The sequence below is a fragment of the Actinomadura sediminis genome (assembly GCF_042675525.1).
In the GTDB taxonomy this organism is placed as follows: Bacteria; Actinomycetota; Actinomycetes; order Streptosporangiales; family Streptosporangiaceae; genus Spirillospora; species Spirillospora sediminis.
Genome location: NZ_JBHTJA010000028.1, coordinates 20,520 through 45,912, shown reverse-complemented (window position 1 = coordinate 45,912; position 25,393 = coordinate 20,520). Strand labels below are relative to the sequence as shown.

The 25,393-nt window shown below is 72.8% G+C and carries 24 protein-coding genes; 6 read left to right on the top strand and 18 right to left on the bottom strand.

What is annotated here, in order from left to right; all coding sequences use genetic code 11:
• Positions 1-22 precede the first annotated feature (22 nt).
• The 7 genes from ACFQ11_RS16345 to ACFQ11_RS16315 form a co-directional block, all read right to left on the bottom strand.
• Positions 23-1,084: a CaiB/BaiF CoA transferase family protein gene (locus tag ACFQ11_RS16345; RefSeq protein ID WP_378299296.1), complete on the bottom strand. Its 1,062-nt coding sequence runs from the start codon at positions 1,082-1,084 to the stop codon at positions 23-25.
• Positions 1,081-2,037, bottom strand: coding sequence for an LLM class F420-dependent oxidoreductase (locus ACFQ11_RS16340; RefSeq protein ID WP_378299294.1), 957 nt, complete (start codon positions 2,035-2,037; stop codon positions 1,081-1,083). Before ACFQ11_RS16340 ends, ACFQ11_RS16345 begins: the two co-directional genes overlap by 4 nt.
• Positions 2,038-2,080: 43 nt before the next feature.
• Entirely contained in the window at positions 2,081-2,476 is a 396-nt protein-coding gene (locus ACFQ11_RS16335; RefSeq protein WP_378299292.1) for a cobalamin B12-binding domain-containing protein, read from the bottom strand.
• Positions 2,476-4,053 carry a methylmalonyl-CoA mutase family protein gene (locus ACFQ11_RS16330; protein ID WP_378299290.1) on the bottom strand — a complete coding sequence of 526 codons (1,578 nt, stop codon included), beginning with the start codon at positions 4,051-4,053 and terminating at the stop codon, positions 2,476-2,478. Before ACFQ11_RS16330 ends, ACFQ11_RS16335 begins: the two co-directional genes overlap by 1 nt.
• Positions 4,054-4,177: 124 nt before the next feature.
• On the bottom strand, positions 4,178-5,605 hold the full coding sequence (locus ACFQ11_RS16325) for a FadD3 family acyl-CoA ligase (protein WP_378299288.1): 1,428 nt from the start codon (positions 5,603-5,605) through the stop codon (positions 4,178-4,180).
• 2 nt (positions 5,606-5,607) lie between these two features.
• On the bottom strand, positions 5,608-6,792 hold the full coding sequence (locus ACFQ11_RS16320) for an amidohydrolase family protein (RefSeq protein WP_378299285.1): 1,185 nt from the start codon (positions 6,790-6,792) through the stop codon (positions 5,608-5,610).
• Positions 6,793-6,832: 40 nt separating this feature from the next.
• Entirely contained in the window at positions 6,833-8,413 is a 1,581-nt protein-coding gene (locus ACFQ11_RS16315) for an AMP-binding protein (RefSeq protein ID WP_378299283.1), read from the bottom strand.
• A gap of 66 nt (positions 8,414-8,479) precedes the next feature.
• Between ACFQ11_RS16315 and ACFQ11_RS16310 the strand changes: the two genes are divergently transcribed.
• Genes ACFQ11_RS16310 through ACFQ11_RS16300 form a run of 3 tightly spaced genes read left to right on the top strand, consistent with a single transcriptional unit; the run spans position 8,480 to position 11,096 of the window.
• Positions 8,480-9,517 (top strand): 2Fe-2S iron-sulfur cluster-binding protein, encoded by a 1,038-nt coding sequence (locus ACFQ11_RS16310; RefSeq protein ID WP_378299281.1) that lies wholly within the window; start codon positions 8,480-8,482, stop codon positions 9,515-9,517.
• Between the two features lie 30 nt (positions 9,518-9,547).
• Entirely contained in the window at positions 9,548-10,264 is a 717-nt protein-coding gene (locus tag ACFQ11_RS16305; protein ID WP_378299279.1) for an enoyl-CoA hydratase/isomerase family protein, read from the top strand.
• Positions 10,254-11,096 carry an alpha/beta hydrolase fold domain-containing protein gene (locus ACFQ11_RS16300; protein WP_378299277.1) on the top strand — a complete coding sequence of 281 codons (843 nt, stop codon included), beginning with the start codon at positions 10,254-10,256 and terminating at the stop codon, positions 11,094-11,096. The genes ACFQ11_RS16305 and ACFQ11_RS16300 overlap by 11 nt, the downstream gene beginning before the upstream one ends.
• Here the strand turns inward: ACFQ11_RS16300 and ACFQ11_RS16295 are convergent.
• The 10 genes from ACFQ11_RS16295 to ACFQ11_RS16250 all read right to left on the bottom strand — a co-directional run bounded on the left by ACFQ11_RS16295 (position 11,005) and on the right by ACFQ11_RS16250 (position 22,227).
• Positions 11,005-11,886 (bottom strand): SDR family NAD(P)-dependent oxidoreductase, encoded by an 882-nt coding sequence (locus tag ACFQ11_RS16295; protein ID WP_378299275.1) that lies wholly within the window; start codon positions 11,884-11,886, stop codon positions 11,005-11,007. The genes ACFQ11_RS16300 and ACFQ11_RS16295 overlap by 92 nt on opposite strands.
• A gap of 5 nt (positions 11,887-11,891) precedes the next feature.
• On the bottom strand, positions 11,892-12,803 hold the full coding sequence (locus ACFQ11_RS16290; RefSeq protein WP_378299273.1) for an LLM class F420-dependent oxidoreductase: 912 nt from the start codon (positions 12,801-12,803) through the stop codon (positions 11,892-11,894).
• A gap of 118 nt (positions 12,804-12,921) precedes the next feature.
• The gene (locus ACFQ11_RS16285; RefSeq protein ID WP_378299271.1) at positions 12,922-14,223 is read right to left on the bottom strand and encodes an amidohydrolase family protein; all 1,302 of its coding nucleotides are present in this window, start codon (positions 14,221-14,223) and stop codon (positions 12,922-12,924) included.
• A 13-nt stretch (positions 14,224-14,236) separates the two neighbouring features.
• A complete protein-coding gene (locus ACFQ11_RS16280) occupies positions 14,237-14,680 on the bottom strand; it encodes a hypothetical protein (RefSeq protein WP_378299269.1) in 444 nt (147 codons plus the stop codon).
• The gene (locus tag ACFQ11_RS16275; RefSeq protein ID WP_378299267.1) at positions 14,677-15,414 is read right to left on the bottom strand and encodes an ABC transporter ATP-binding protein; all 738 of its coding nucleotides are present in this window, start codon (positions 15,412-15,414) and stop codon (positions 14,677-14,679) included. Before ACFQ11_RS16275 ends, ACFQ11_RS16280 begins: the two co-directional genes overlap by 4 nt.
• On the bottom strand, positions 15,411-16,112 hold the full coding sequence (locus tag ACFQ11_RS16270) for an ABC transporter ATP-binding protein (protein ID WP_378299265.1): 702 nt from the start codon (positions 16,110-16,112) through the stop codon (positions 15,411-15,413). The genes ACFQ11_RS16275 and ACFQ11_RS16270 overlap by 4 nt, the downstream gene beginning before the upstream one ends.
• Positions 16,093-18,156 carry a branched-chain amino acid ABC transporter permease gene (locus tag ACFQ11_RS16265; protein ID WP_378299263.1) on the bottom strand — a complete coding sequence of 688 codons (2,064 nt, stop codon included), beginning with the start codon at positions 18,154-18,156 and terminating at the stop codon, positions 16,093-16,095. The genes ACFQ11_RS16270 and ACFQ11_RS16265 overlap by 20 nt, the downstream gene beginning before the upstream one ends.
• A 15-nt stretch (positions 18,157-18,171) precedes the next feature.
• Positions 18,172-19,551: an ABC transporter substrate-binding protein gene (locus tag ACFQ11_RS16260; protein ID WP_378299261.1), complete on the bottom strand. Its 1,380-nt coding sequence runs from the start codon at positions 19,549-19,551 to the stop codon at positions 18,172-18,174.
• A gap of 34 nt (positions 19,552-19,585) precedes the next feature.
• A complete protein-coding gene (locus tag ACFQ11_RS16255; protein WP_378299259.1) occupies positions 19,586-20,794 on the bottom strand; it encodes a CaiB/BaiF CoA transferase family protein in 1,209 nt (402 codons plus the stop codon).
• Positions 20,791-22,227, bottom strand: coding sequence for an aldehyde dehydrogenase family protein (locus tag ACFQ11_RS16250; RefSeq protein WP_378299257.1), 1,437 nt, complete (start codon positions 22,225-22,227; stop codon positions 20,791-20,793). Before ACFQ11_RS16250 ends, ACFQ11_RS16255 begins: the two co-directional genes overlap by 4 nt.
• A gap of 226 nt (positions 22,228-22,453) precedes the next feature.
• On the opposite strand from ACFQ11_RS16250, the gene ACFQ11_RS16245 reads away from it, so the two are divergent.
• Genes ACFQ11_RS16245 through ACFQ11_RS16235 form a run of 3 tightly spaced genes read left to right on the top strand, consistent with a single transcriptional unit; the run spans position 22,454 to position 24,530 of the window.
• The gene (locus ACFQ11_RS16245; RefSeq protein WP_378299255.1) at positions 22,454-23,260 is read left to right on the top strand and encodes a TauD/TfdA dioxygenase family protein; all 807 of its coding nucleotides are present in this window, start codon (positions 22,454-22,456) and stop codon (positions 23,258-23,260) included.
• A complete protein-coding gene (locus ACFQ11_RS16240; protein ID WP_378299253.1) occupies positions 23,257-23,985 on the top strand; it encodes an SDR family NAD(P)-dependent oxidoreductase in 729 nt (242 codons plus the stop codon). Before ACFQ11_RS16245 ends, ACFQ11_RS16240 begins: the two co-directional genes overlap by 4 nt.
• Complete coding sequence (locus ACFQ11_RS16235; protein WP_378299251.1) at positions 23,982-24,530, top strand: carboxymuconolactone decarboxylase family protein; 549 nt, start codon at positions 23,982-23,984, stop codon at positions 24,528-24,530. The genes ACFQ11_RS16240 and ACFQ11_RS16235 overlap by 4 nt, the downstream gene beginning before the upstream one ends.
• Before the next feature lie 69 nt (positions 24,531-24,599).
• Here the strand turns inward: ACFQ11_RS16235 and ACFQ11_RS16230 are convergent, their stop codons facing one another.
• Positions 24,600-25,391 (bottom strand): enoyl-CoA hydratase, encoded by a 792-nt coding sequence (locus ACFQ11_RS16230; protein ID WP_378299249.1) that lies wholly within the window; start codon positions 25,389-25,391, stop codon positions 24,600-24,602.
• Between the last annotated feature and the right edge of the window lie 2 nt (positions 25,392-25,393).

The window sequence follows — 25,393 nt, the reverse complement described above, 5'->3', positions numbered from 1 at the left end:
AGAGAATTTAATTCTCATCATGTTAGAGCGTCCCGCCGTGCTCGCCCAGCCGGGGCGGCGGCCGGTGCTCCGGCTCGTGGCCCGCGACGCGTACCGGGCAGCGGACGAGCCGGAACCCGCCGGCGTCCACGATCGCCTCGGGGGTCGCGGCGAGCGCCTCCGGGAGCGTGCGCACCGCCGCCGCCGGGACGCCCAGGGGGCGCAGCCGCGCCTCCCACCCGGCGGCGGTGTCGGCCGCCAGCGCCTCGGTGACGGCCTTCAGCACCTCCTCGCGCCGCACCGCCCGCTCCCCCATCGTCGCGAACCCCGCGATCCCGGCCTCCGCCGCGAACGACCGCCAGAACGCGTCGTGGGTGATGAACAGCGCCAGGTACCCCTCCGCCGTCGGGAAGAGCTGGGCCGGGACGTAGTAGGAGTGCGCGCCGTTCGCCAGCCGCCGGGGCTCGACGCCCTCGTTGAGGTACGCCGCGGCCCGGTAGTTGAGCTGCGACAGCATCACGTCGCGCAGCGACACCTCCACCTGCCCGCCGCGCCCCGAGACGATCTGGGCGAGCAGGCCGAGCGCCGCCGTCAGCCCCGCCGAGTTGTCGGCCGAGGAGTACCCGGGCAGCGTCGGCGGCCCGTCCGGGTCGCCGGTCAGCGCCGCGATGCCGGTGGCCGCCTGGATCACGTAGTCGAAGGCCGGGTCGTCCCCGGCGTCCAGGCCGAACCCGGTGACGGCGACGCAGACGATCCGCTCGTTCCACCGCCGCAGCGCCTCGTAGGTCAGCCCGTACTTGTGGATCGCCGACGGCTTCAGGTTGACCAGCAGCGCGTGCGCGTCCGCCGCCAGCTCGCCCAGCCGCGCCCGCCCCGCCTCGGTGCCGAGGTCCAGCCGGACGCTGCGCTTGCCCCGGTTGAGGCTCGCGAAGTAGGCGTCGCTCACCTGCCGGGAGATGTCGCCGCCCGGCGGTTCGAGCTTGACGACGTCGGCGCCGAGGTCGGCGAGCATCATCGTCGCGTACGGGCCGGCCAGCATGTGGCCGACCTCCAGGACGCGGATCCCCGCCAGCGGCCCGGCGCCGGCCCCGGGGGCCGCGGTCATCGCAGGTCCGCCGCGATCCCGGCGAGCACCTCGCGGGTCCGGCGCTTGGACGCGACGAGCCGCTCGCGGCCCTCGCCGATCGGCAGCAGGCGCACCGACAGGTCGGTGACGCCCGCGTCGGCGAACCGCCGGAACCGCGCCGCGATGGCCTCCTCGTCGCCCGCCGCGCACAGGTCCCCGACGTCCTTCGCGTCGCCGTAGTCCAGGAGCCGCTGGTAGTTGGGGGATATCTCCGCCTCCCCGAGGATCCGGTTGGCGCGCTCGCGGGCCGCATCGACCTCGGACGGCCCGCACAGGCACACCGGGATGCCCGCGACGATGCGCGGCGCGGGCCGTCCCGCGTCCTCGGCCGCCTTGGTGATGCGGGGCGCGACGTGCTCGGCCACCGCGCGCTCGTCGGCCATCCACAGGACGGTTCCGTCGGCGCGCTCGCCCGCGATCCGCAGCATGACCGGGCCGAGCGCCGCGAGCATGACCGGCATCCGCGCGACGGGCCCGATGCCGAGCGGGTTGTGCACGGCGAACGTGTCGTTCTCGACGTCGACGTCCCCGGGGCCCCGCAGGGCCACGTCCAGGACGTCCAGGTAGTCGCGGGTGTACGCGGCGGGCCTCTCGTACGGCAGCCCGAGCATGTCCTTGATGATCCAGTGGTGCGACGGGCCGACGCCGAGGGTGAGCCGCCCGCCCGCGGCGGCCTGCGCCGACAGCGCCTGCCGCGCCAGCGCGATCGGGTGCTGCGCCTGCAGCGGGACGACCGCGGTCCCGAGCTCGATCCGCCGGGTGCGCGCGCCCATCAGGGACGCCGCCACCAGGGCGTCGAAGTCCGTCGGGACCTGCGGGACCCAGGCGGTGTCGAGCCCGGCCTCCTCGGCCCACAGCACGTCGTCGATCATCCGCCCGACCTTCTTGGCCGAGTCGCCCCGCTCCGGCCCGATCATCACGCCGACCCGCACAATGCCTCCTACGTCAGTGAAAGTTGGTCGTTCGGACCGGGAACTAGGCCGGCGTCCCGGTGAGCGCGCGGACCTCCGCCACGATGGCGTCGAGGGCGGTGCCGGTCGGGAAGACGGCGGCGGCGCCCGCGTCGGTCAGCTTGGGGACGTCGGCCGCCGGGATCGTCCCGCCGACGATGACGGCGATGTCGCCCGCGTCGGCCTCCCGCAGCGCCGCGACGGTGCGGCCGGTCAGCGCGACGTGCGCCCCCGACAGGATGCTCAGCCCGACGACGGCGACGTCCTCCTGCACGGCGATCGCCGCGATGTCCTCGACGCGCTGCCGGATGCCGGTGAAGACGACCTCGAAGCCGGCGTCGCGCAGCGCCCGCGCGACGATCTTGGCGCCCCGGTCGTGGCCGTCCAGGCCGGGCTTCGCCACCAGTACTCTCGCGGGCATCAGAACACCACCGGTTGCCGGAATTCGCCCCAGACCGCCTTGAGCGCGGCGACCATCTCGCCGACCGTGCAGTACGCGGCGGCGCAGTCGATCAGGGGATGCATGAGGTTGGCGTCGCCCTCCGCCGCGCGGGACAGGTCGGCGAGCCGGGCGCGGACGGCCGCGTCGTCGCGGTCGGCCTTGACCTTCGCGAGCCGTTCGAGCTGCCGCTCGCGGCCCGCCCGGTCCAGTTCGTAGGTCGCGAGCTCGGGCGGGGGTTCGGCGGAGACGAACCGGTTCACCCCCACGATCGGCTTCGTGCCCGCCTCGATCTCCCGGTGCAGGGCGTACGCCTCGTCGGCGATGAGGCCCTGCAGGTAGCCGTCCTCGATGGCCCGGACCATGCCGCCGTGCCGTTCGAGGTCGTCCATGATCTCGACGATCCGCGCCTCGGTCTCGTCGGTGAGCGCCTCGACGAAGTAGGAGCCGCCGAGCGGGTCGGCGACGCGGGTGACGCCGGTCTCGTGCGCGAGGATCTGCTGGGTGCGCAGCGCGAGCGTCGCCGACTCCTCGCTGGGCAGCGCGAACGGCTCGTCCCAGGCGGCGGTGAACATCGACTGGACGCCGCCGAGCACCGAGGCCATCGCCTCGTAGGCGACCCGGACGACGTTGTTGCGGGCCTGCGGCGCGTACAGGGACGCGCCGCCCGCGACGCAGCCGAAGCGGAACATCGACGCCTTGTCGGTGGTGGCGCCGTACCGTTCCCGGACGATCGTCGCCCAGCGCCGCCGTCCCGCCCGGTACTTCGCGATCTCCTCGAAGAAGTCGCCGTGGGTGTAGAAGAAGAACGAGATCTGCGGGGCGAACTCCTCGATCGACATGCGGCCGCGCTCGAGCACGGCGTCGCAGTAGGCGACCCCGTCGGCGAGCGTGAACGCCATCTCCTGGACGGCGTTCGCGCCGGCGTCGCGGAAGTGCGCGCCCGCGACCGAGATCGCGTTGAACTTCGGCACCTCCGCCGCGCAGAACTCGATCGTGTCGGCGATCAGCCGCAGCGACGGCTCCGGCGGCCAGATCCAGGTGCCGCGGGACGCGTACTCCTTGAGGATGTCGTTCTGGATCGTCCCGGTGAGCTTCTCCCGGGGGACGCCCTTGCGCTCGGCGGCGGCCACGTAGAACGCCAGCAGGATCGCGGCGGTCCCGTTGATGGTGAAGCTGGTGCTGATCTTGTCGAGCGGGATGCCGTCGAACAGGATCTCGGCGTCGGCCAGGGTGTCGACGGCGACGCCGACCCGGCCGACCTCCTCGCTCACCTCGGGGTCGTCGGAGTCGTGGCCGCACTGCGTCGGCAGGTCGAGCGCCACCGACAGCCCGGTGCCGCCCTGGTCCAGCAGGTACCGGTAGCGGCGGTTGGACTCCTCGGCCGTCCCGAAGCCCGAGTACTGCCGGAACGTCCACAGCCGCCCGCGGTACCCGGACGGGTAGTTGCCGCGCGTGAAGGGGAACTTCCCCGGGTCGGGCGGATCGGCGCCCCGGTCCGCCGGTCCGTAGACCGGGCGGAGCGGGATGCCGGACGAGGTCTGCACGATGTCGTTCATCGACGGATACGCTACTTCCAGAAAATGAGAATGCCAATACCGCCAGCGAGAGTCCGCAGATCACGCGTGGGCCGCGTGCTCGACGCACCCGCCGAGGGCTCTCTCCCGGGCCCCCGCGGGCGCGTCATCGCAGCCGGTCCTTCATGACCTTCCCGGTGGCGTTGAGCGGGAGCCCGTCGCGGAACACCACGTGCTTCGGCACCTTGTAGCCGGCCATCCGCTCGCGGCTCCACGCGATCAGCTCGTCCTCGGTGAGGTCGCCGCGCCGGACGACGAACGCCTTGCCGACCTGCCCCAGCCGCGCGTCGGGCACGCCGATCACCGCGGCCTGCGCCACCGCCGGATGCTCCAGCAGGAAGCCCTCGATCTCGGCCGGGTAGGCGTTGAAGCCGCCGACGATGAACATGTCCTTCTTGCGGCCGGCGATCCGCACGTACCCGCGGTCGTCGATCGTGCCGAGATCGCCGGTGTGCAGCCAGCCGCCGGCGTCGATCGCCGCGGCCGTCGCCTCCGGGTCGTCGAGATAGCCGCGCATGACGCTGTATCCGCGGACGAGCACCTCGCCGTCGTCGGCGATGCGGACCTCGACGCCGTCGCAGGGGGTGCCGACGGTCGTCGCGATGTCCTCGAACGAGTCGCCGGGCCTGGACGCGGTGACCGTCCCGGCCTCGGTGAGCCCGTACCCGGTCATGATCGACCGGAAGGGCAGCTCGCCGCGGACCCGGCGGATCAGCTCCACCGGGATGTCGGCGGCGCCGGTCACGGCGGCGCGCAGGGACGACAGGTCGCGGCCGTCCTTCGCCTCCAGCAGCGAGTGGTAGAGCGTGGGCGGGCCGGGCAGCATCGTGACCCGCTCGCGCTCGACCAGCTCGAGGACCCGGTCCACGTCGAACACCGGGACGGGCAGGATCGTCGCGCCGCGGATCATCGACGCGACGCAGCCCGCCTTGTACCCGAACGTGTGGAAGAACGGGTTGACGATCAGGTACCGGTCGCCTTCCCGCAGGTCGGCGAGGTCGCACCATTCGGCGTACAGCCGGAGCGTCTGGCCGTGGTCCATCATGACGCCCTTGGGCCGGCCGGTCGTGCCCGAGGTGTAGACGATGTCGGCGATGTCGTCGCGGCGGACGTCCGCCTCGAACGGCGACCCGCTCGCGAGGAAGCCCGACGTCAGGTCGATCACCGGGACGCCGTCCGGCGCCGCGTACTCCCGCCCGAGGAAGCCCTGCCGGACGAGGACGGCCTTGGCGCCGCTCCGCCGGATGATGTCGGCGGCCTCCTCCGTCTTGAACCGGGTGTTGACCGGGACCAGCACGCCGCCCGCGGTCACCAGGCCGAACGCCGCGATGATCCACTCGGCGGAGTTCGGCGCCCAGACCGCGACCCGGTCGCCCTTGCCGACGCCCTGCGCCCGGAAGGCGCCCGCGGCCGTGCGGACCCGCTCGGCCAGCTCGGCGAACGTGAGCCGCAGCGGCCCGTCGACGACCGCCTCGGCGTCACCGAAGCGGTCGCCCGCACTCTGCACGAGCCGCGGGATCGTCTCCCACGCCATGATCAGACCGACAGCAGGCGGGCGAGGTTGCCGCCCATGATCTTGGCCTGGTCGGCCTCCGACAGCCGGTCCTTGTCCAGCGCGTCGACGTAGGTGACCGGGTCGGCCAGGCCCTCGGGATGCGGGTAGTCCGAGCCGAACAGCACCTTCTCGACGCCGATCAGGTCGGCGAGCGCGGCCATGTCCTCCTCCCAGAAGGGGCTGACGTGGACGTTGCGCTTGACGGCCTCGACCGGGTCCTCGGTGAACGCCTCCGGGGCCTTCTTGTGGACGTCGGCCAGGTTGTTCAGCAGCGGCTCCACCCAGGACGAGCCGTTCTCGATGACGGCGATCTTCAGCTCGGGGAACCGCGACAGCAGCCCGTGGCAGGCCATCGAGCCGACCGCGTCGGTGACCGGGCGCCACTCGTTGAGCATCCGGAACGCGTTCGTCTTGAAGGGCAGCATCTCCGCGCCGTGGCCCTCCCAGTCGTTGGCGTACCGGCTGTAGCCGCTGTCGGACGAGTGCATGCCGACGAGCACGCCCTCCTCCTGCACCCGCTTCCAGAACGGGTCGAACTCCGGCAGGGCGAACGAGCGCGGGCCCCGGAAGCCGGGCACCGGCGCGGGCCGGATCAGGACCGTCTTCGCGCCGCGCTCCAGGCACCACTCCAGCTCCTCGATCGCCTTCTCGACGATCGGCAGGCTGATGACGGGCGTGGTGAAGATGCGGTCCTTGTAGTTGAACGACCAGGTCTCGTGCAGCCACCGGTTCAGCGAGTGGACGACCACGTGGATGAGCTCCGGGTCGTCGCGCATGCGCTCCTCGATGAGGCTGGCGAGCGTCGGGAACATCAGCGTGCGCTGGATGCCCAGCTCGTCCATGAGCTCCAGGCGCGGCGCCGGCTCCCGGAAGGCGGGGATGGAGCGCATCGGCTCGCCGAAGATCTCGCGCTTGCTCTTGCCGTCGGGGTTCCCGTTGCGGAAGTAGTCCTCCATCGCCCCGGGGCGCGCGACCACGTCGAACGTGGGATTGGGGATGTAGTCGCTGATCTGGCCGCGGACGGCGATCTTGGTGCGTCCGCGGACGTCGACGTATTCGATCACGCCCTTGTACGGCTCCGGGAGGAACTTGGTGAGGGCCTCCTTGGTCTCGTACAGGTGGTTGTCCGCGTCGAAGAGGGGATAGGGCAGCTCGCGAGACGGCATGAGAGATCCTCCTTTGCGATTCCTGAGAATAGTATTCTCACTACTCATGCGCCGCAATGTCTCTGCGGAGAACGAACTTCTGGATCTTGCCGCTGGCGGTCCGCGGGAAGTCGGCGACCTCGCGCATCTCCTCCGGCCACTTCTGCCTGGCCAGCCCGGCCTTCTCCAGGTGCGCCCCGATCTCCTCCAGTGTCGGCGCGCGCTCCCCCGGCCGCGGCCGGACGACCGCCGCGGCGTGCTCGCCGAGCCGCGCGTCCGGCGCGGACACGACGGCGACCTCGGCGACGCCCGGCATGCCGAGCAGCAGGTCCTCGACCTCGGGCGCGCTGATGTTCTCGCCGCCGCGGATGATGACGTCGGCCTTGCGGTCGGTGATCGTGAGGTAGCCGTCGTCGTCGAGCTCGCCGATGTCGCCCGTCCGGTACCAGCCCTCGCCGTCGAAGGCCGCCTCGGTGAGCGCCGGATCGGTGTAGCCGACGCACAGGTCGGGCCCGCGGCTGAGGATCTCGCCGTCGCCGTCCAGCCGGACCTCCACGCCGGGCAGGGGGTCGCCGTCGGTGAACAGCCGCTTGGCCTCCGGCGCGGTGTGCCGGGACCCGGTGATCGACGGGTGCTCGGTGCTGCCGTAGGAGCGGAACACCGTGATGCCGAGGTCCGCGAGCCGGGTGGTGACGGCCGCCGGGACCGACGAGCCGCCGAGCCCCGCGTACCTCATGTGCGCCAGGTGCCCGGGCGTGAAGTCCGGGTGGTCGAGGAGGCTCGTCACGAAGTACGTCGCGCCGCCCCCGACGGTCAGCCCGTCGTCCTTCATCAGGCGCAGCGCCTCGGCCGGGTCCCACACGTCGGCGAGGTTCACGGGCGTGCCGTCCAGCACGGGGATCAGGACGGCGTTCACCATGCCGATGAAGTGGCCGACGGGGGCGGCGGTGAGCTGCCGCCCGCGATCCGGCGGGTAGAGGTCCCGGGCGAGCTGGCGCGCTTCGCAGCCGAGCGTCCGGTGGCTGTGCACGACGCCCTTCGGGTCGCGCGTGGTGCCGGAGGTGAAGGCGATCAGCGCGGGGGCGTCCGGGTCGGTGCGGGCGGTCCCCGGCAGCGGGTCCGGCAGCGGCTCGGCGGCCAGCAGGTCCTCGAAGTCCCGGCCGACGACCCCGACGATCGGGACGTCCGCGCACAGGTCGTCGCGGAACTCCGTGCGCCCGAACCGCTCGGCCCCGACGAACACGCGCGGCCGGACGGAATCGAGGATGTAGCCGACCTCCTTGCGGCCGTAGAAGTGCACGATCGGCACCACGGCCGCGCCGAGGAACGCCGATGCCCAGAAGACCGCGGCGGCCTCCATCCAGTTGGGCAACTGGAACGCGACGACGTCGCCCGGGCCCACGCCGCGCGCGCGGAGCCCGCCGGCGAGCCTGCGGGCGACCAGCTCGACGTCGCGGAAGGCGCCCGACCAGGGACGGACGGACGAGTGGACGCGGAACTCGGCGTCCGGTGCGGCCCGCAGGCCGCGCACCAGGAGGTCGCCGATGGTGTCGCGGGTCCACCAGCCCGCCGCCTCATAGCGCTCGGCGAGTTCTGCGGGGATCGGGCGGGCGCGGAACCCGCTGAGGGCGTGGTCGGGCATGGCGGCAGCTCCTGGATCTCGAATCGAGAATTGCACTCTCCCAGATCGAGAAGATAGATTCCATACATGGCACGAGACCATGGCTTCCATCCGGTCCGGATCACGCGGGTCGTGGACGAGACGGCCGACGCGCGCACCTTCGTGCTCGACGCGCCGTGGCCGTACCGGGCAGGGCAGTTCGTGACGTTCCGGGCGTGCGGGGTGCTGCGCAGCTACTCGATGTCCAGCTCCCCCGACACCGACGGCGAGCTGATGACGACGGTGAAGCGGGTCCCGGGCGGCCTGGTGTCCAACTGGATGCTCGACAACCTGGCGGCGGGCGACGTCGTCGAGGTGACGCGCCCGGCCGGGGTCTTCTGCCTGCGGGAGACGTCCGCGCCGCTGGTGGCGTTCTGCGGCGGGAGCGGCGTCACGCCCGTCCTCTCCCTGGTCAAGAGCGCACTCGCGACGACCCGGCGGCGGGTCCGGGTGCTGCTCGCCAACCGGGACGCCGACGCGATCATCTTCCGGTCCGCGCTGGCCGGGCTCGCCGGGCGGCACCCCGACCGCCTCGAGGTCCACCACCACCTGGACGTCCTGAACGGCTTCGTCACCGAGACGCAGGTCCGCAACTTCGTGAACGTCGACACGCACGCCGACTTCTACGTGTGCGGGCCCCCGCCGTTCATGGACCTGACGGAGCGCGCGCTCCGCGCCCACGGCGCGGGCGCCGACCAGATCTTCGTCGAGCGCTTCGGCACGGCGGGCGCGTCCTCCGCCGAGCGTGCGGCCCCGGCGCGGGCCGCACGCGCCGAGCCCGCCGCCGAGGCGGCGGAGGAGCCGCGCGAGGACGGGACGGTCACGATCGTCCTCAACGGCAAGAAGCGCACGGTCCCCCGGCACCCGGGCGAGACGCTGCTGGAGAGCGCGCGCCGCGCGGGTCTCGCCCCGCCGTTCTCCTGCGAAGCCGGGAACTGCGCCACCTGCATCGCCCAGATCACCGCGGGCGAGGCGAAGATGCGGGTCAACAACGCCCTGGACGACGACGAGGTGGCCGGCGGGCTCGTCCTCACCTGCCAGGGCGAGCCCGTGTCCGCCGATGTCACCGTCGTCTACGAGGACTGAGCCCGGTCTCGGGCGGTTGGAGCACCCTGAATGGTCGATCTCGAACTGGACGCGGGGCTGGCGGTCATCACCATCGACCGCCCGGAGGCGCGCAACGCCATCGCGCCCGCCACCATGGACGAACTGGACAAGGCCATCGACGCGGCCGCGGGTGCGCACGCGCTCGTCGTCCGCGGGGCCGGCGACCGCGTGTTCGTCTCGGGCGGCGACCTGAAACAGCTCGCCGCGATCCGCACCGAGGAGGACGCGACGGCGATGGCGCTGCGGATGCGCGGCGTCTGCGACCGGCTCGCCGCGTTCCCCGCCCCGGTGATCGCCGCGTTGAACGGCCACGCGCTGGGCGGCGGCGCCGAAGTCGCGGTCGCCGCCGACATCCGGATCGCGGCCGACGACGTCACCATCGGTTTCACCCAGTCGAAACTGGCGATCATGCCGGCCTGGGGCGGCGCCGAACGGCTCGCCGCGCTGGTCGGCCGCGGCCGGGCGCTGCTGCTCGCCGGAGCCGGTGAGACGCTGGACGCGGCCGAGGCGGAGCGCGTCGGGCTGGTGGACCGGGTCGTCCCGCGGGCGACCTTCGAGCAGGACTGGCGTGCCCTGGCCCGCTCGCTCGCGCACCCGCCCGCCCGCGAGATCAAGCGGGTCGCGGCGGGCGCGGGCGCGGACGAGGCCGCGCGCGCGTTCGCGCGGCTGTGGGTGGCCGACGAACACTGGCAGGCGGTGGAAAGGATGACGCGACGTGGCAAGTGACCGGCTGACCGACGGCGGCGCGCCGGCCGGCGGCGCGCTCGACGGTGCGCTCGGCGAGGCGGCGGGCGGCCTGCGGCTCCAGGAGAGCTCGATGGGCCCCGTCCTGCGTCCCCCGGGCCGCGCCGACAAGATCGTCCTATACCTGCGCGGGGACCGGCCGCACCCGGCGGCGCCGGCGTCGGTCCCCGAACCGTACGGGCGCCTCGCGCTGCGGGCGAACGCCGTGGTGGCGTTCCCCCGCCACCGCGCCGAGTTCCCCGCCGCGCTCGACGACGTGCACGACGCCTACGAGCGGGCCCGCGCGGAGGGCCCGGTCATGCTGGCCGGCGACCGGCTCGGCGGGGGGCTCGCGGCGGCGCTGCTGGTCCGGCTGCGCGACACCGGGGCCCCTCCGCCCGCCTGCGCGGTGCTGGTCTCGGCGCTGCTCGACCTCACGCTGGAGGCGCCGAGCCTGCTGCTCAACGCCGCCGCCGACCCGTCGTTCGACCTGGACGTCCTGCGGGAGCGGGTGGCGCGGCACGCCGGGGACACGCCCCGCACCGACCCGCTGCTGAGCCCGCTGCACGCCAACCTGCACGGCTTCCCGCCGCTGCGGCTGCTCACCGCCGGGACCGACCCCCTGCTGGACGACTCCCTGTCGTTCGCCGCCCGCGCGGCCCGCTCCGGCGTCACGGTCGACCTGCGGGTCCTCCAGGACGCCGTGGACCTGCGTACCGCGTTCGTCCCCGCCGTGGCCGACTTCATGGACGTGTGGGGCCCGCGGGCCGATCCGTCCGATCCGTCAGAAGACGCGCGGGAACGTGGTTGGCCCACCCGGATCCGGGCCAGTTGAACCAGCCCGACGACGCGGACGTCCCGCCGTCGGGGTGCAGCGTCGCCCCCGTCACGTAGGCCGACAGGCCCGACGCCAGGAACACCACGCACCCCGACACGTCCGTGACCTCGCCCGCCCGGCCCATCGGGATGGCGGCGCGCAGCCCGCCCTCGGTCGACAGCGCCCCGTCCCCGTGGGTGAAGCGCGCCATGTTCGGCGTCGGCGTGAAGTCCGGGGCGACGTTGTTGACGCGGATGCCGTCCGGGGCCAGCTCGACGGCGAGCGTCCGCGCGAACTGCTCCACGGCCGCCTTGGCCGCCGCGTAGACGGCGAAGCCGGGCGCCGCCCGGTGCGCCTCGATCGTCGTCATGTTCACGATGCTGCCGCCGCGCCCGCCCGCCCGCATCCGCGGGATCGCGAGCGAGCAGGCGTCCAGCACGTGCAGCAGATTGGCGCGCAGCAGCGCGTTCCAGCCCTTCTCGTCCGTGTCGGTGAACGGGGCGCGGAAGGTGCCGCCGGCGACGTTGACGAGGGTGTCGAGCCGTCCCCAGCGCGCGTCGGCGGCGGCGAACAGCGCCTCCAGCGCCGCGTGGTCGCGGGCGTCGCCGTGGTGGACGATCGCGTCGCGGCCCCGCTCGGCGAGCGCGCCCCGCAGCCGCTCCGCCGCCTCCCCGTCACGGTCGAGCACGGCGGGGCGGACGCCGTTGGCCGCGAGGTCGGCGACGACCGCCTCCCCGAGCCCGCCCGCCCCGCCGGTGACCACGGCGACGGTCCCGTCCAGTCCCGCGCGTTCCTCGAACCACCCCACGGCCGTCACCGTCCCGCCGGCAGGTACGTCGCGCCGAACGCCTCGAGCCAGTCGAGGGTGGCCCGCGCGGAGCCCGTCCGGCTCGACACCAGCAGCCAGGTCACGCCCGCCTTCTCGATCTCGGCGAACGCCTCCCGGTGCCGGTCCGCGTCGGCGTCCGGGTTCGCGATGCCCTCGCCCCGGTAGGAGTGCAGGACGTCGATGGGCTCGTCGCGTCCCGCCTCGGCGGCGGCCGTGCGCAGCGCGGTGACGGCGTCGGCCAGCTCGCCCAGCGTGCCCAGGGCGGGCGTGCGGGCGGTGGCGCTGAGCCGCGCGCCGCCGGACATCGGCATCCAGCCCTGGGCGCGCCGCGCGACGCGGCGGCGGCTCAGTTCGGAGTTGCCGCCGATCCAGATCGGGATCGGGTCCTGCGCGGGACGCGGGCGCGCGACCACGTCGCGGGCGCTGAAGTGCCTGCCCTCGTAGGAGAACGGTTCGCCGCTCCAGTGCATCGGGAGCACGTCGAGGGCCTCGTCGAACAGGGCGTTGCGCTCGTCCATGTCGACGCCGAGCGCGTGGAACTCGCTCTTCTGGTAGCCGGCGCCGAGCCCGAGGATCAGCCGCCCGTCCGACAGCCTGTCGAGCGTCGCCGCGGCCTTGGCCAGCAGGAACGGGTTGCGGTAGGGGGCGACCGCCAGGTGGGTGAGCAGCCGCAGCCGGACGGTCGCCGCGGCGACGTGCCCGAGCGCGACGAACGGGTCGAGCGTCTGGTGCCCGCCCGAGTGCAGCCAGCGGGCGCCCGGCACCGGATGCTCGCTGAGCGAGAACCCGTCGAATCCGGCCTTCTCCGCCGCGGCCGCCACCTTGTGCAGCGGCCCGGCGTCCAGGACGTCGCCGTCGGGGCCGCCCGCCTCCGGGTAGTGAAAGACGAAGCGCATTCTCTCTCCTCACGCGGGCTTCTGACGCGGGCTTCTCATGCGGCCGCCAGCGCGGTCCCGCGCGTCCCGCCTCCGGGGAGGACGGTGCGCGCGACCGGCCGGCGGCCGACGGCGGCGGTCAGGCCTTCGCGGCGGCGGCCACGGCCGCGCGGGCCCGGCTGCGGTAGCCCTCCAGCTTCTCGGACGGGTCGATGACGCGGTGGCTGCGCGACCGGATCGACACGTCGTGGCCGGCGGCCGCGGCGCGCAGCGCCCCGACCGTGGCACGCTCCTTCGGGACGTGCGCGAACGGGTCGAACGAGTACCAGCGCATGGCGTTCTCGTGCGTCATCTTGTCGATGTCGTCGTCGGGGACGTGGCAGTCCGTGAGGACCTTGTGGAGCTCCTCGGGCGCGTCCGGCCACATCGAGTCGCTGTGCGGGTAGTCGGCCTCCCAGCAGATGTTGTCGATGCCGATGTCGTGCCGCAGCCGCACGCCGAGCGGGTCGCTGATGAAGCAGGTCAGGAAGTGCTCGCGGAACACCTCGCTGGGCAGCCTGCCGCCGAAGTCCTGCAGCGTCCACGTCGCGTGCATCTCGAACGTCCGGTCGACGCGCTCCATGAAGTACGGGATCCAGCCGGTGCCGCCCTCCGACAGCGCGATGCGGATGCCGGGGAACTCCTTGATCACCCGGGACCACAGCAGGTCCGCCGCCGCCTGCACGATGTTCATCGGCTGGAGCGTGATCATGACGTCCGGCGGCGAGTCGGCCGCGGGGATCGACAGGCGCCCGGACGAGCCGATGTGCACGTTCAGGACCGTGCCGGTGTCGACCAGCGCGCGCCACAGCGGGTCCCAGTGGTCGCTGTGGAAGCTCGGGTACCCCATCGCCGCCGGGTTCTCGCTGAACGTCAGCGAGCGGCAGCCCTTCTCGGCGACCCGCCGCACCTCCGCCGCGCACGCCTCCGGGTCCCAGATGACCGGCAGCGCCATCGGGATGAAGCGGCCCGGGTGGGCGGCGCACCACTCGTCGATGTGCCAGTCGTTGTACGCGCGCACCAGCGACAGCGAGAAGTCGGCGTCCTCGGTCGCGAACAGGCGGGCCGCGAACCCCGGGAACGACGGGAAGTTCATCGACGCCAGGATGCCGCCCGCGTTCATGTCCTTGACGCGCTCGTCCACGTCGTAGCAGCCGGGCCGGATCTCGTCGAGTCCCTGCGGCTCCAGCCCGTACTCCTCCTTGGGGCGGCCCGCCACCGCGTTCAGCGCCGCGTTCGGGATCACCGTGTCGCGGAACTTCCACACGTCCGTGCCGTCCTCCCGGTGGACGAGCTGCGGCGCGTCCTTCTTGTACTTCTCCGGGAGGTGGTTCACGAACATGTCCGGCGGTTCGATGATGTGGTCGTCCACGCTGATCAGGATCAGATCGTCCTTGTTCACGGGAGCACTCCGTTCAGTCGTTGTCTTCTCGGGTCGGTTCGGCCGTCTCCGGCCCGCCCGGCCGCGCCTCCCCCGGTCCCGCCTCGACCGACAGGGTCAGGCGGGCGAACCAGAAGCGGAGGACGTTGGCGAGCGTGTACCGCAGGTAGAGGGCGCTGCCGACGATGCAGCCGCAGACGCCCGCGATCCCCACGGCCTGCGCGTCCCGCTGGGCCAGTGAGTCGGCGGTGCCCCGGGACAGGAAGAAGGACGCGACGCCCGCCGCGAGACCCGCCGCCATGAGGACGACGCCGACCTGGAGCCAGAGCCGGGCGCGTCCCGCCGACGGGTCGGGGATCCTCATCTCGGCGAGCTGGCGGACGAACCGGTCGGCGCGGGTCTCCCCCGCCGTCGCCGGATCGGCCGGCCCGGTCGCCCGCGGCGCGGACGCCGCGGCCGTCGTGGATGTCTCGGTCATGTCGCACTTCCCAGGTAGAGGGCCGAGAGATCGGCCAGGAGGTCGTCGCCGGGCGCGTCCACGCGCTCGATCCGGCCGTTCACCATCACCGCGGCCAGGTCGCAGATCTCCATCACGGTGCTGGCGAACTGCTCGACGACCAGGACGGCGACGCCCGTCCGCGCGATCTCGACGACCAGTTCGTACAGTTCGGCGACCACCAGCGGCGCGAGGCCCATGGACAGCTCGTCGATCAGCAGGACGGCCGGGTCGGTGGCCAGCCCGCGGGCCAGCGCGAGCATCTGCTGCTCGCCGCCGGACATGGTCCCCGCGGTCTGCCGCCGCCGCTCGGCCAGCTTGGGGAACCGGGCGTAGGCGATCTCCTCCACCGCGGCGCGGTCGGCGCCGGTGAAGGTCATCATCCGCAGGTTCTCCCGGACGGTCAGGTTCGGGAAGATCCCCCGCCCCTCGGGGATCAGGCACACCCCGCGGCGCGCCAGCTCCACGGGGTCGGCGCCCGCGAGGGCCCGGCCGCCGACGCGGACGTCGCCGCGGTCGGCCGGGTGCAGCCCCGCCGCGACGTTCAGGGTCGTGGTCTTGCCCGCGCCGTTCGGGCCGAGCAGGGCCACGATGCGTCCCGCGCCCACGGCCAGGTCCACGCCGTGCAGCACCGATATGCGGCCGTAGGACGCGTGGACACCGGACATTTCGAGCAGGCCGGGCGCGGCGCCGGCGCGCGGAGCGGGTGCGGTCATGACGGGGCCCCCAGATAGGCGTCCAGTACGGCCGCGTCGGCGCGGATCCGGTCGGGCGGGCCGCTGGCGATCAGCCGGCCGAGGTCCAGGACGTGCACGACGTCGCACGCCTCCATCACCAGCCGCATGTCGTGCTCGACGAGGACGACCGCGAGGCCGTCCGCGGCGAGTTCGGTCAGCAGCTCCCCGAACCGCCCGGTCTCGTGCTCGTCCTGGCCGGAGGCGGGCTCGTCCAGCAGCAGGGCCTTGGGCCGGACGGCGAGCGCCCGGCCCAGCTCGACGAGGCGGGCCCGGCCGGTCGGGACGGAGTCGGCGCGGACGTCGGCGATGTCCGCCAGCCCGAGCCGCTCGAGGATCCCGTCGGCGGGCAGGCCGTCGCGGTGGAACTCGGCGGCGACCCGCAGGTTGTCCCGCACGGACAGATGGCCGAAGATCTCCAGCCGCTGGAAGGTGCGGCCCAGACCGCGGCGGGCCCGGGCCGCCGGGCCGAGCCGCGTGACGTCCCGGCCGTCGAGCAGGACCCGTCCCGCCTTGGGCCGGATCAGCCCGGACACCACGTTGAACAGCGTGGTCTTCCCGGCGCCGTTGGGCCCGATCAGGCCGGTGACCTGGCCGGCCTCCGCCGTGAGGTCGACGTCCGCCAGGGCGACGTTCCCGCCGAACCGGACGGTCACCGCCCTAGCTTCGAGCAAGGCCATCGAGCACCTCCTCCCGGTCCGCGGGCAGCCAGGGCCGCCGTACGCCGCGCCATTCCAGCGGGACGTCCGCCGCGCCCTTCGGCGTCCGCGGCCTGGCCAGTCCGCGCAGCGCGAGGGCCGCGGCGGCCGTCCCGAACGTGAGCACCCAGCCGTTGACGGCGTCGAGCAGGCGCAGCCCCCACAGCGTCCCGGCGATCGCGGCGAGCGGCACCCAGAACCGGCGCAGCGGGTTCCACGACTCCCGGAAGTGCGGGACGACGCCCTCGGGGTGGCGCCCCATGCCGATCCCCGCGAGCCCGACCAGCAGCGACGACACGTGGTGCGCGCCGGGCCACAGGGCGGTGATCGCGTGCATGATCCCGGCGAGGTTCACGCCGGCGAAGAAGCCGGACCCGACCGCGGCCATCCCGCCGATGATCACCAGCAGGAAGATCGGCAGGCCGGTGACCAGGGTGAAGTGGTCCGGGGTGATGGAGCGGGCCTGCATGCCGAACAGTGCGCCGCCGAGCCCCGCGATCCCCGCCGACAGCGCGAACACCGCGACCTTGGTGACCAGCAGCCGCCCGCCCAGGGTGGCGCAGGCGGCCTCGCTGTCGCGCATCGCGATGAGCCGGCGGCCGAAGAAGCCGCGGCGCAGCGCCACGACCAGCAGGCACAGCGCCGCGAGCACGGCCGCCGCGAACATCGTCTGGACGCGCTGCCCGGCGAAGATCGGCGTCACCTCGGCGCTGCCGCCGCTGAACAGCCAGTCCACCGGCATCGTGAAGATCCAGCCGTCCAGGATCAGCGCGAACGCGGCGGTGGCGAGCGCCAGGTAGATGCCCGACAGCCGCAGCGCGGGGATCGCGATCACCGCGCCGACCACGGCGGAGGCCGCCACCACGGCGAGCAGCGCGAGGGGGTTGCCGCTCGCGCCGACGCCCGCCCAGACGACCGCTCCGATCCCGGCCAGGCCGAGCTGGGCGAGCGAGATCTGCCCGGAGAAGCCGGTCAGCACGACGATGGACAGCCCGATGATCGACATCGGGAAGATCTGCCCGTAGGTGATCACGTCGGGGTCGCTGAGCGTGGTGGCGAGAATCGCCGCGAACACCAGCAGGCAGGCGCCGAACACCAGCGTGCCGCCGATCGTCGGGGTGGGCAGCGAGCGGGTGATCCGGACGCTCCCCCGCACCCGCGGGTTCGGGAACAGCAGCAGGACGACGAACAACAGCAGCGCGGGCGCCGCGATCCGCAGCCCCGGCAGGTACTCGTTCTGCGGGAGGTACCCGGTGAGGTAGCTCTCGGTGCAGCCGACCACCAGGGCGCCGGCGAACGCCATCGGGAGGCTGCGCAGCCGCCCGAAGATCGCGGCGGCGTACGCGCTGACGATGAGCAGGGACAGGTTGGCGGCGTCGAGCGGGATGCTCGGCGCGATGAGGACGCCGCCGAGGGCCGCCAGCATCGTGCCGAGCACCCACGCCGCCTTCGCGGCGACGACGGGGTCGGCGCCGTTGAGCCGGGCGAGCGTCGGGTCGTCGACCGTCGCGCGCATCCCGACGCCGAGGCGCGAGCCGTACAGGAAGGCGTACAGCCCGAGCGCGACGGCGGCGGCGACCAGCAGCGTCACGAGCTGGTGCCACGTCATCGTCGCCGGCCCGAGCCGGATCGCCTCCCGGTCGGCGAAGAACGGGGAGAGCGGACGGGCGACGTTCGGGTCCCAGATCCACCGGGCCATCGCGATCAGCCCGGTGAGCAGGGCGATCGTCACGACCAGCCGCTCGACCTCGCCCACGCCCTGGACCGGGCGCATGATCAGCCGCTCGACGAGCAGGCCGAACAGCGGGGCGAGGACGAGCAGCACGAGGGCGAGCGCGATCGGGACCGGCAGGCCCCACCCCCCGGTCAGCTGCCAGTAGGCGAACGCCGCCATCATCCCCGCCGCGCCGTGGGCGAAGTTGAAGATGCCGGTGGTCGTGTAGGTGAGGACCAGCCCGCTGCTGATGACGGCGTAGACGCCGCCGGTGCTGAGACCGACGATCCCGAAGGTGAGGAACTTGTCCATGATCGCTGCCGGGCCCTACCGCAGGTCCGCCATGGTCTTGCCGACGTCCTCGAGCCTCAGCGGGGCCGGGTAGTCGCCCGTGTACCTGTGCGCGACGTCCCCGCACCGGTAGGAGCCCTCATCGGCGCCGAAGTCGGCGGGCTGCCAGCCGCCCGGCGTCGCCTGGACGGCGTTCCAGCAGCGGGGCGGCGAGGCGGGGTCGGACAGGTTCAGCGGCGCCCGCAGGCCGCCCGCCGTCCACTCGGTCTCCTTCCGGGCGTTCTCCAGGACGCACTTGCGGGTCAGCTCGCCGCACGCGCGGGCCGACTTGGCGAACAGCAGCCAGGCGGAGAAGGAGCGCAGCACCGGCAGGTTGACCTCGGCGTCCGGCGCGTACCGCTCGAACATGTCGAGCACCTGCCGCGTGGCGGCGTTGTCGCCGGCCTTCTCCAGCGGGTGCATGCCGCTGAGGTCGGCGTAGGAGGGCTGGCTCTCCAGCGCCGCGCCGGCCAGCTCGGCGAACTGGGGGCCGTAGGCGTTGTTCGTGGTGTCGACCCAGTCGAGCTTGTGGCCGATCCCGGTGAGCGACTGGAGCAGCTTGGCGAGCTGGTTCCAGTCCCCGAGGAACATCAGCGCCTTGACGTTCTTGTCCTTCATGGCCTGCGCGTACGGCGTCCAGTCGGACACTCCGCGTGCCGGGTACAGCCCGGTGTAGGCGATCTTCCCGCCGAGTCCCGTGATCGTCTCCGAGTGCTGGGAGACCATGATCTTGGTGACCGGGGAGTCCCCGGCGATGACGCCCACGGCGTCCTTCGACGACGGGTACTTCTCCTTGAGCAGCCAGTTGTAGAAGCCCGCGTAGTCGTTGTAGCCGAGCGAGGCCCCGTTCGCCATCACCTGGAGGTCGGCGCCGCGCGCCTGCACCTGGCTCGACTGGGCGGGGAACTCGGGCAGCATGCACGTCAGGCGGGTCTCGACGCCCTGGCCGTCCAGCGCCGCGGAGCCGCCGACGACCGCGAAGTCGCCCGCGCACGCCTCGGTCATCCGCTGCCGGACCTCCATCAGCTTGGCGTCGCGGGTGACGGGGACGAGCTTGCGCCCGTTGATGCCGCCGGCGGCGTTGCACCACTCGGTGAACACCTCGGCGGCGTCCACCATGTCGGGCTTCTTGGTGAAGCCGACGTCGGTGAAGACGCCGACCTTGATCTCGGTGTCGGTGACGCCCTGGGCGTCGGACGGCTTCGCCTCGCCGGGACCGCACACGTCCTCGAGCGTGCCGAAGTCCGTCTTCGGGACGGAGGCGGACGCGCCGCCGCCGTCCCGGGTCCCGCCGTCGTCGTCCGCCGCGGTGGTGCCGCCTCGGGCGGCGCACCCCGTCAGCGCGACGAGCAGCAGGCCAATGATCAAGGGTCTCAACGTTCCTCCTCGGAGCCGAACCCCCGAATGATGGTCAGGTGACCGCGCCCGCCGCCTTCAGGGCGAGGATGCGGTCCCAGTCGAGACCGAGTTCCATGAGGATCTCCTCGGTCTGCGCGGCGAATTCGGGAGCGGGGCCGAGCCGCGGAGCGGTGACGTCGAACTGCACCGGGTTGGCGACCAGTTCGAGCTCACCGGCCCGCACGAGGTACTCGTTGTCGCGGATCTGCGCGTCGTCGCCCACCTGCAGGGAGTCCTGGACGGGGGCCCAGGGCCCCGCGAGGGTGGCGAAACGCTCGGTCCATTCGCCCAGCGTGCGGGTGGCGAGAACCTCCCGCAGTGTCTCGACGGCCGCCGAGGTGTTCTCGGCGATCAGCTCCGCGGTGGCGAAGCGGGGATCGTCGGCCAGGTCGGGACGGTCGATGTGCCGGCACACGTCGGCCCAGAAGCGGGCGGGCTGCAGCATCACGAAGGCCAGGTGGCGGCCGTCGGCGGTGCGGTACAGGCCGGTCAGCGGGTTCGTGGGCGAGCCGTGCGCGCCCGCCGGCGGCGCCTCCAGCGGCTTGCCGAGGTGCCGGGACAGCGCGATGCCGTGGCCCATCGCCCACAGGCCGCTGCCCAGCAGGGAGACGTCCACGACGGGCGCCTCGCCGGTCCGCTCGCGGCGGAACAGCGCCGCGGCGATGCCGCCGGCGAGGTTGGTGCCGGAGATGGTGTCGCCGTAGGCGGGTCCGGGCGGGGGGATCATCCCCTCCACGCCGGGCGGGGTGAGGCTGGCGGCGGTGGCGGCCCGCGCCCAGAAGGCGGTCATGTCGTAGCCGCCCTTCTCGGCCTCCCGGCCGCGCGGGCCGAGGGCGCTGCCCCGGGCGTAGACGATCCCGGGGTTGACCGCGCGGACGTCGTCCACGTCGATGCCGAGCTTGCGGCGGGCCGCGGGCAGGAAGCTGGTCAGGAAGACGTCCGCGCGGCGGATCAGCTCGTGCAGGATCTCCATGCCTTCGGGATCGGCCATGTCCAGCCCGAGGCTGCGCTTGCCGCGGTTGGCGTGCTCGATGTTGGGGTTGGGGTCGCCCTCGACCTTCATCGTGCCGGTCTGCCGGAGCCCGCGCTGCGGGTCGCCGTTGACGGCGTGCTCGATCTTGACGACCTCGGCGCCCCAGTCGGCGAGCACGGCGCCCGCCGACGGGACGAACCCGTACATCGCGACCTCGACGACGCGGACGCCGTCCAGCGGCGCGCTCACGACGCCACCACGGCGAAGGTCTTGCGCTCCAGGAACTCCTCGAGCCCGGCGACGCCCATCTCACGGCCGATTCCGGACTGCTTGTAGCCGCCGAAGGGCGCGTCGGGCCCGAAGTAGTTGCCGCCGTTGATGCTGAACGTCCCGCTGCGGACGCGGCGCGCGATCGCGATCGCCCGGTCCTGGTCGGCGCTCTGCACGCCGCCGGAGAGCCCGTAGATCGAGTCGTTGGCGATGCGGACGGCGTCGTCATCGTCGTCGTAGGGGATCACGACGAGGACGGGGCCGAAGATCTCCTCCTGCGCGATCTCGCTCGCCGGGTCGACGCCGGCGAGCAGCGTCGGCGTGTAGAAGAAGCCGGGGTCGACGCGCTCGCCGCCGGTGATCAGCTTCGCGCCGGCCTCGACGGCGCGCCTGACCATGCCGTCGACCTTGTCGCGCTGCGCCTCGCTGATGAGCGGGCCCATGTAGGTCTTGGGGTCGCGCGGGTCCCCGTAGGTGACGCGGGCGAGGTTGGCGGCGACCTTCTCGACGATCTCGTCGTGCCGGTCGCGCGGCACCAGGAGGCGGCTGGTGAGCGCGCAGCCCTGCCCGGCGTGCGAGCAGATCATGAAGGCCGAGAACATGGCCGCGGTGTCGAAGTCGGCGTCGTCCAGCAGGATCATCGCGGACTTGCCGCCGAGTTCCAGGAAGACGCGCTTCACGGTGCGGCTCGCGGCCTCCATGACCCGGCGGCCGGTGGCGGTCGAGCCGGTGAAGGTGACGACGTCCACGTCCGGGCTGGTGGTGAGCACCTCGCCGACCGCGGCACCGGACGAGCTGAGGACGTTGACGACTCCGGGCGGGATGTCGGTGTGCTCGGCGATCAGCTCGCCGAGCGCCAGCGTGACGAGCGGGGTGTCCGGCGCCGCCTTGAGCACCACGGTGCAGCCGGCGGCGAGGGACGGCGCCAGCTTCGCGAACCCGATCTGGTTCGGGTAGTTGTACGGGATGATCGCGGCGACGACGCCCGCGGCCTCCTTCTCGACCCAGCGCCGGTGCCGCCGCCCCCGCTCCTCGATCTCGCCGAGTTCCTCGGTCATCGGGTACTCGCGGAGCAGGTCGGCGTAGTAGCGGAACATCTCGATCGGCACGTCGAGCTGGTTGGCGTGGGTGAGCATGCGGGGCGCGCCGACCTCGGTGATCGTCAGCTCGCGCAGTTCCTCCCGGTGCTCGACCAGCGCCGCGTGGAGCTGGTCGAGGCACCGGATGCGGAACTCCCGGTCGGTCGCCCAGTCGGTGGTGTCGAACGCGCGCCGCGCGGCCGCGACGGCCCGCTCGGCGTCGGCGGCCGTGGCGTCCGGGGCCCGGTCGAACTCCTCGCCGGTCGCGGGATCGACCGAGGGGTAGGTCCGTTCGGCCTCGACGAGCCTCCCGTCGATGAGCAGGTGTTTCACGCTCGCCCCGCCTCCTGAAGTCGCATCCTGCCTCCTTGATGGCTGGAAACTACATTCTCGCAGCACGCAAATCAACCATCCAGATTCGAGAATGAAGGACCGGGACGCACTTCGCCCGACACTCCCGGCACCGCCGCCCGGCGGTGCGGCACCCCGAGCGCGACCATGGGGCTTTCCTGGTCTCGACCTTGAGAGTACTGTTCTCATATTCGGAAGGGAGATTTTCATGACCGAGACGAGGGCGCTCAGCCCGCACCTCGGCGTGCAGGTCACGGGCGTCGGCGACCTGTTCGACGACGCGCTGATCGGCCGTTGCGACGAGGCGCTCAAGTGGCGCGGCGTGCTGCTCATCCGCGGCCTGCATCTGGACGACGAGGCCCAGCTCGCGTTCTGCCGGAGGCTGGGGCGGGTCGTGTCGCTGCGCGGCCGGGAGATCTTCACGGTGTCCCTCGACCCGTCCAAGAACCCCACCGCCGAGTACCTCAAGGGCACCTTCCACTGGCACCTGGACGGGACGACCGACCCGACGCCCGTCAAGGCGACGACGCTGACCGCCCGGCACGTGGCCATGGTCGGCGGCGGGACGGAGTTCGCCAGCACCTACGCGGCCTACGAGAACCTCCCCGAGAAGGAGCGGGAGCGCTACGACGGCCTGCGCGTGGTGCACAGCTTCGAGGCGGCGCAGCGGAAGGCGAACCCCGAGCCCACCGAGAAGGAGCTCGCGGCCTGGCGCCGGGTCCCCGCGCAGGAGACGCCGCTGGTCTGGAAACGCCGGGACGGCCGCCGCTCGCTCGTCATCGGCGCGACGGCCGACCACGTCGTCGGCATGGACCCGGACGAGAGCAGGGACCTGCTCGACGAGCTGCTCGACTGGTCCACCCGGGAACGGTTCCGTTACACGCACGAGTGGGAGGTCGGCGACTTCGTCATGTGGGACAACACCGGCATGCTGCACCGTGCGCTGCCCTACGACCCGTCCTCGGAGCGGACGCTGCACCGCACCACCATCGTCGGCGACGAGGCGTTCGCGTGAGCGCCCCCGGGAAGGGCGCCGGGCGGACCGCCGTCGTCACCGGCGGCGGGTCCGGCATCGGCAAGGCCGTCTGCGAGCGCCTGAGCGCCGACGGCTACCGGGTCGCCGCGCTGGACCTGAACCCGGCCGCCGCCGCCTTCGGGCAGGCCGCCGACGTGACCGACCGGGCGCAGGTGGACAAGGCGCTCGAAACCGTCCGGGAGCACTTCGGCCCGGTGACCGTCCTCGTCAACGCCGCCGGGATGGACGGCTTCAAACGGTTCGCCGACCTGTCGTTCGAGTCGTGGCAGCGGGTCATCGACGTGAACCTCAACGGGGTCTTCCACTGCGTGCAGGCCGTCCTGCCCGACATGACGGCGGCCGGCTGGGGACGGATCGTCAACATCTCGTCGTCCAGCGCCCACTCCGGCCAGCAGTACATGGCGCACTACGTGTCGGCGAAGTCGGCCGTCAACGGCCTCACCAAGGCCCTCGCGCTGGAACTGGGCCCGGCCGGCATCACCGTCAACGCGGTGCCGCCCGGCTTCATCGACACCCCGATGCTGCGCAAGGCCGAGGGCCGCGGCCTGCTCGGCGGGACGGTCGACGACCACATCGCGCGCACGCCCGTCCGCCGCGTCGGGCGCCCGGAGGACATCGCCGCGACCTGCGCGTTCCTCGTCTCCGAGGAGGCCGGCTACATCACCGGGCAGATCGTGGGCGTGAACGGGGGGCGGAACACGTGACGCGCCTGCCGCCGCTCCCCCGCGACGAGTGGGACGCCGAGACCGTGGCGGCGTTCTCACCGCGCGAGGGCCGGTTCCCGCCGCCCAACAACGCGCTCGACCTGCTGGCCCGGCATCCCCCGCTCGCGAAGGCGTTCATGCGGTACAACGCGTACACGCTGAACCGCTCGTCGCTGCCGGCCGCCGTCCGGGAGCTGGCCGTCCTGCGGGTCGCGTGGCGGCGCCGCTGCCGCTACGAGTGGGCGCAGCACGTGGTGATCGCCCGGGAGGCCGGCGTCACCGAGGCGGAGATCGAGGAGGTGCGCTCGGGCGCGCCCACGCTCCTGAACCGGGTCGTGGACGAGCTGGACGAGCGGTCGGACCTGTCCGACGAGACGTACCGGGAGATCGCGGCCGAGCTGGGCGACGACCGGCGGCTGATGGACCTGGTGTTCACGGTGGGCACCTACGGGCTCCTCGCCCTGGCCTTCAACACCTTCCGGCTGCCCCTCGACGAGGGCATGTCCGACGAGGGCTTCGACGCGGCGTTCGGCGCGGGCGCCTGACCCCGGGCCCGGACGCGGCGGCGGCCGTCCCTCCCCGGGACGGCCGCCGCCGCGTCGCGGCACGGGGCCTCACTGCGGCTTGAGCTTCTCCTTCATGCCGTCGAGCTTCATCAGGACCGGGTACCCGTCGACGCTGAGGGCGTTGCCGTGCCCGGTCTCGTGGATGTCGAACACCGACTGGATCGCGGCGTAGAAGCCCTGCACGTCCAGGGTCTGGTTGACGGCGCGCTTGGCCTGGCGCAGCGCGAACGGGTGCATCCGCGCGATCTGCCCGGCCAGCTCCATCGCCGACGGCTCCAGGTCGTCGAGCGGCACGACCTTGTTGACCATGCCGACCTTCTCGGCCTCCTCGGCGGTGACGCCCCGGCCGGTGAACAGGATCTCCTTGGCCTTGCGCGGCCCGAGCTCCCAGGTGTGACCGTGGTACTCCACGCCGCCGATGCCCATGTGCACGACCGGGTCGGAGAACTCGGCGTTCTCGGCCGCGACGATCAGGTCGCACGGCCAGCACAGCATCAGCCCGCCCGCGATGCACTTGCCCTGCACCGCCGCGATCGACGGCTTCGGAATGTTGCGCCACCGCAGCGTGTACTCCAGATACCGGCGCGACTCGACCGAGTAGATCCACTCCAGGGTGAGCTTCTCCGGGGCCCACTCGCGGTCCTTCAGGTCGTGCCCGGCGGAGAAGTGCCTCCCGTTCGCCTTCAGCACGATGACCCGGACGTCGTCGTCGGCCGCGGCCCGCGCCCACGCCGCGTCCAGGTCGTCCAGCAGCGCCCCGGTCTGCGCGTTGGCGGCCTCGGGGCGGTTCAGCGTGATAACGGCGACCTTGTCGGCGACCTCGTAAAGGATCTGGTCCATGG

Excerpts from the sequence above, each read along its gene's own strand:
- ACFQ11_RS16345 (WP_378299296.1), bottom strand. The coding sequence starts at position 1,084 with ATGACCGCGGCCCCCGGGGCCGGCGCCGGGCCGCTGGCGGGGATCCGC.
- ACFQ11_RS16335 (WP_378299292.1), bottom strand. The coding sequence starts at position 2,476 with ATGCCCGCGAGAGTACTGGTGGCGAAGCCCGGCCTGGACGGCCACGAC.
- ACFQ11_RS16330 (WP_378299290.1), bottom strand. The coding sequence starts at position 4,053 with ATGAACGACATCGTGCAGACCTCGTCCGGCATCCCGCTCCGCCCGGTC.
- ACFQ11_RS16325 (WP_378299288.1), bottom strand. The coding sequence starts at position 5,605 with ATGGCGTGGGAGACGATCCCGCGGCTCGTGCAGAGTGCGGGCGACCGC.
- ACFQ11_RS16320 (WP_378299285.1), bottom strand. The coding sequence starts at position 6,792 with ATGCCGTCTCGCGAGCTGCCCTATCCCCTCTTCGACGCGGACAACCAC.
- ACFQ11_RS16315 (WP_378299283.1), bottom strand. The coding sequence starts at position 8,413 with ATGCCCGACCACGCCCTCAGCGGGTTCCGCGCCCGCCCGATCCCCGCA.
- ACFQ11_RS16310 (WP_378299281.1), top strand. The coding sequence starts at position 8,480 with ATGGCACGAGACCATGGCTTCCATCCGGTCCGGATCACGCGGGTCGTG.
- ACFQ11_RS16305 (WP_378299279.1), top strand. The coding sequence starts at position 9,548 with ATGGTCGATCTCGAACTGGACGCGGGGCTGGCGGTCATCACCATCGAC.
- ACFQ11_RS16290 (WP_378299273.1), bottom strand. The coding sequence starts at position 12,803 with ATGCGCTTCGTCTTTCACTACCCGGAGGCGGGCGGCCCCGACGGCGAC.
- ACFQ11_RS16280 (WP_378299269.1), bottom strand. The coding sequence starts at position 14,680 with ATGACCGAGACATCCACGACGGCCGCGGCGTCCGCGCCGCGGGCGACC.
- ACFQ11_RS16275 (WP_378299267.1), bottom strand. The coding sequence starts at position 15,414 with ATGACCGCACCCGCTCCGCGCGCCGGCGCCGCGCCCGGCCTGCTCGAA.
- ACFQ11_RS16270 (WP_378299265.1), bottom strand. The coding sequence starts at position 16,112 with ATGGCCTTGCTCGAAGCTAGGGCGGTGACCGTCCGGTTCGGCGGGAAC.
- ACFQ11_RS16265 (WP_378299263.1), bottom strand. The coding sequence starts at position 18,156 with ATGGACAAGTTCCTCACCTTCGGGATCGTCGGTCTCAGCACCGGCGGC.
- ACFQ11_RS16245 (WP_378299255.1), top strand. The coding sequence starts at position 22,454 with ATGACCGAGACGAGGGCGCTCAGCCCGCACCTCGGCGTGCAGGTCACG.
- ACFQ11_RS16230 (WP_378299249.1), bottom strand. The coding sequence starts at position 25,391 with ATGGACCAGATCCTTTACGAGGTCGCCGACAAGGTCGCCGTTATCACG.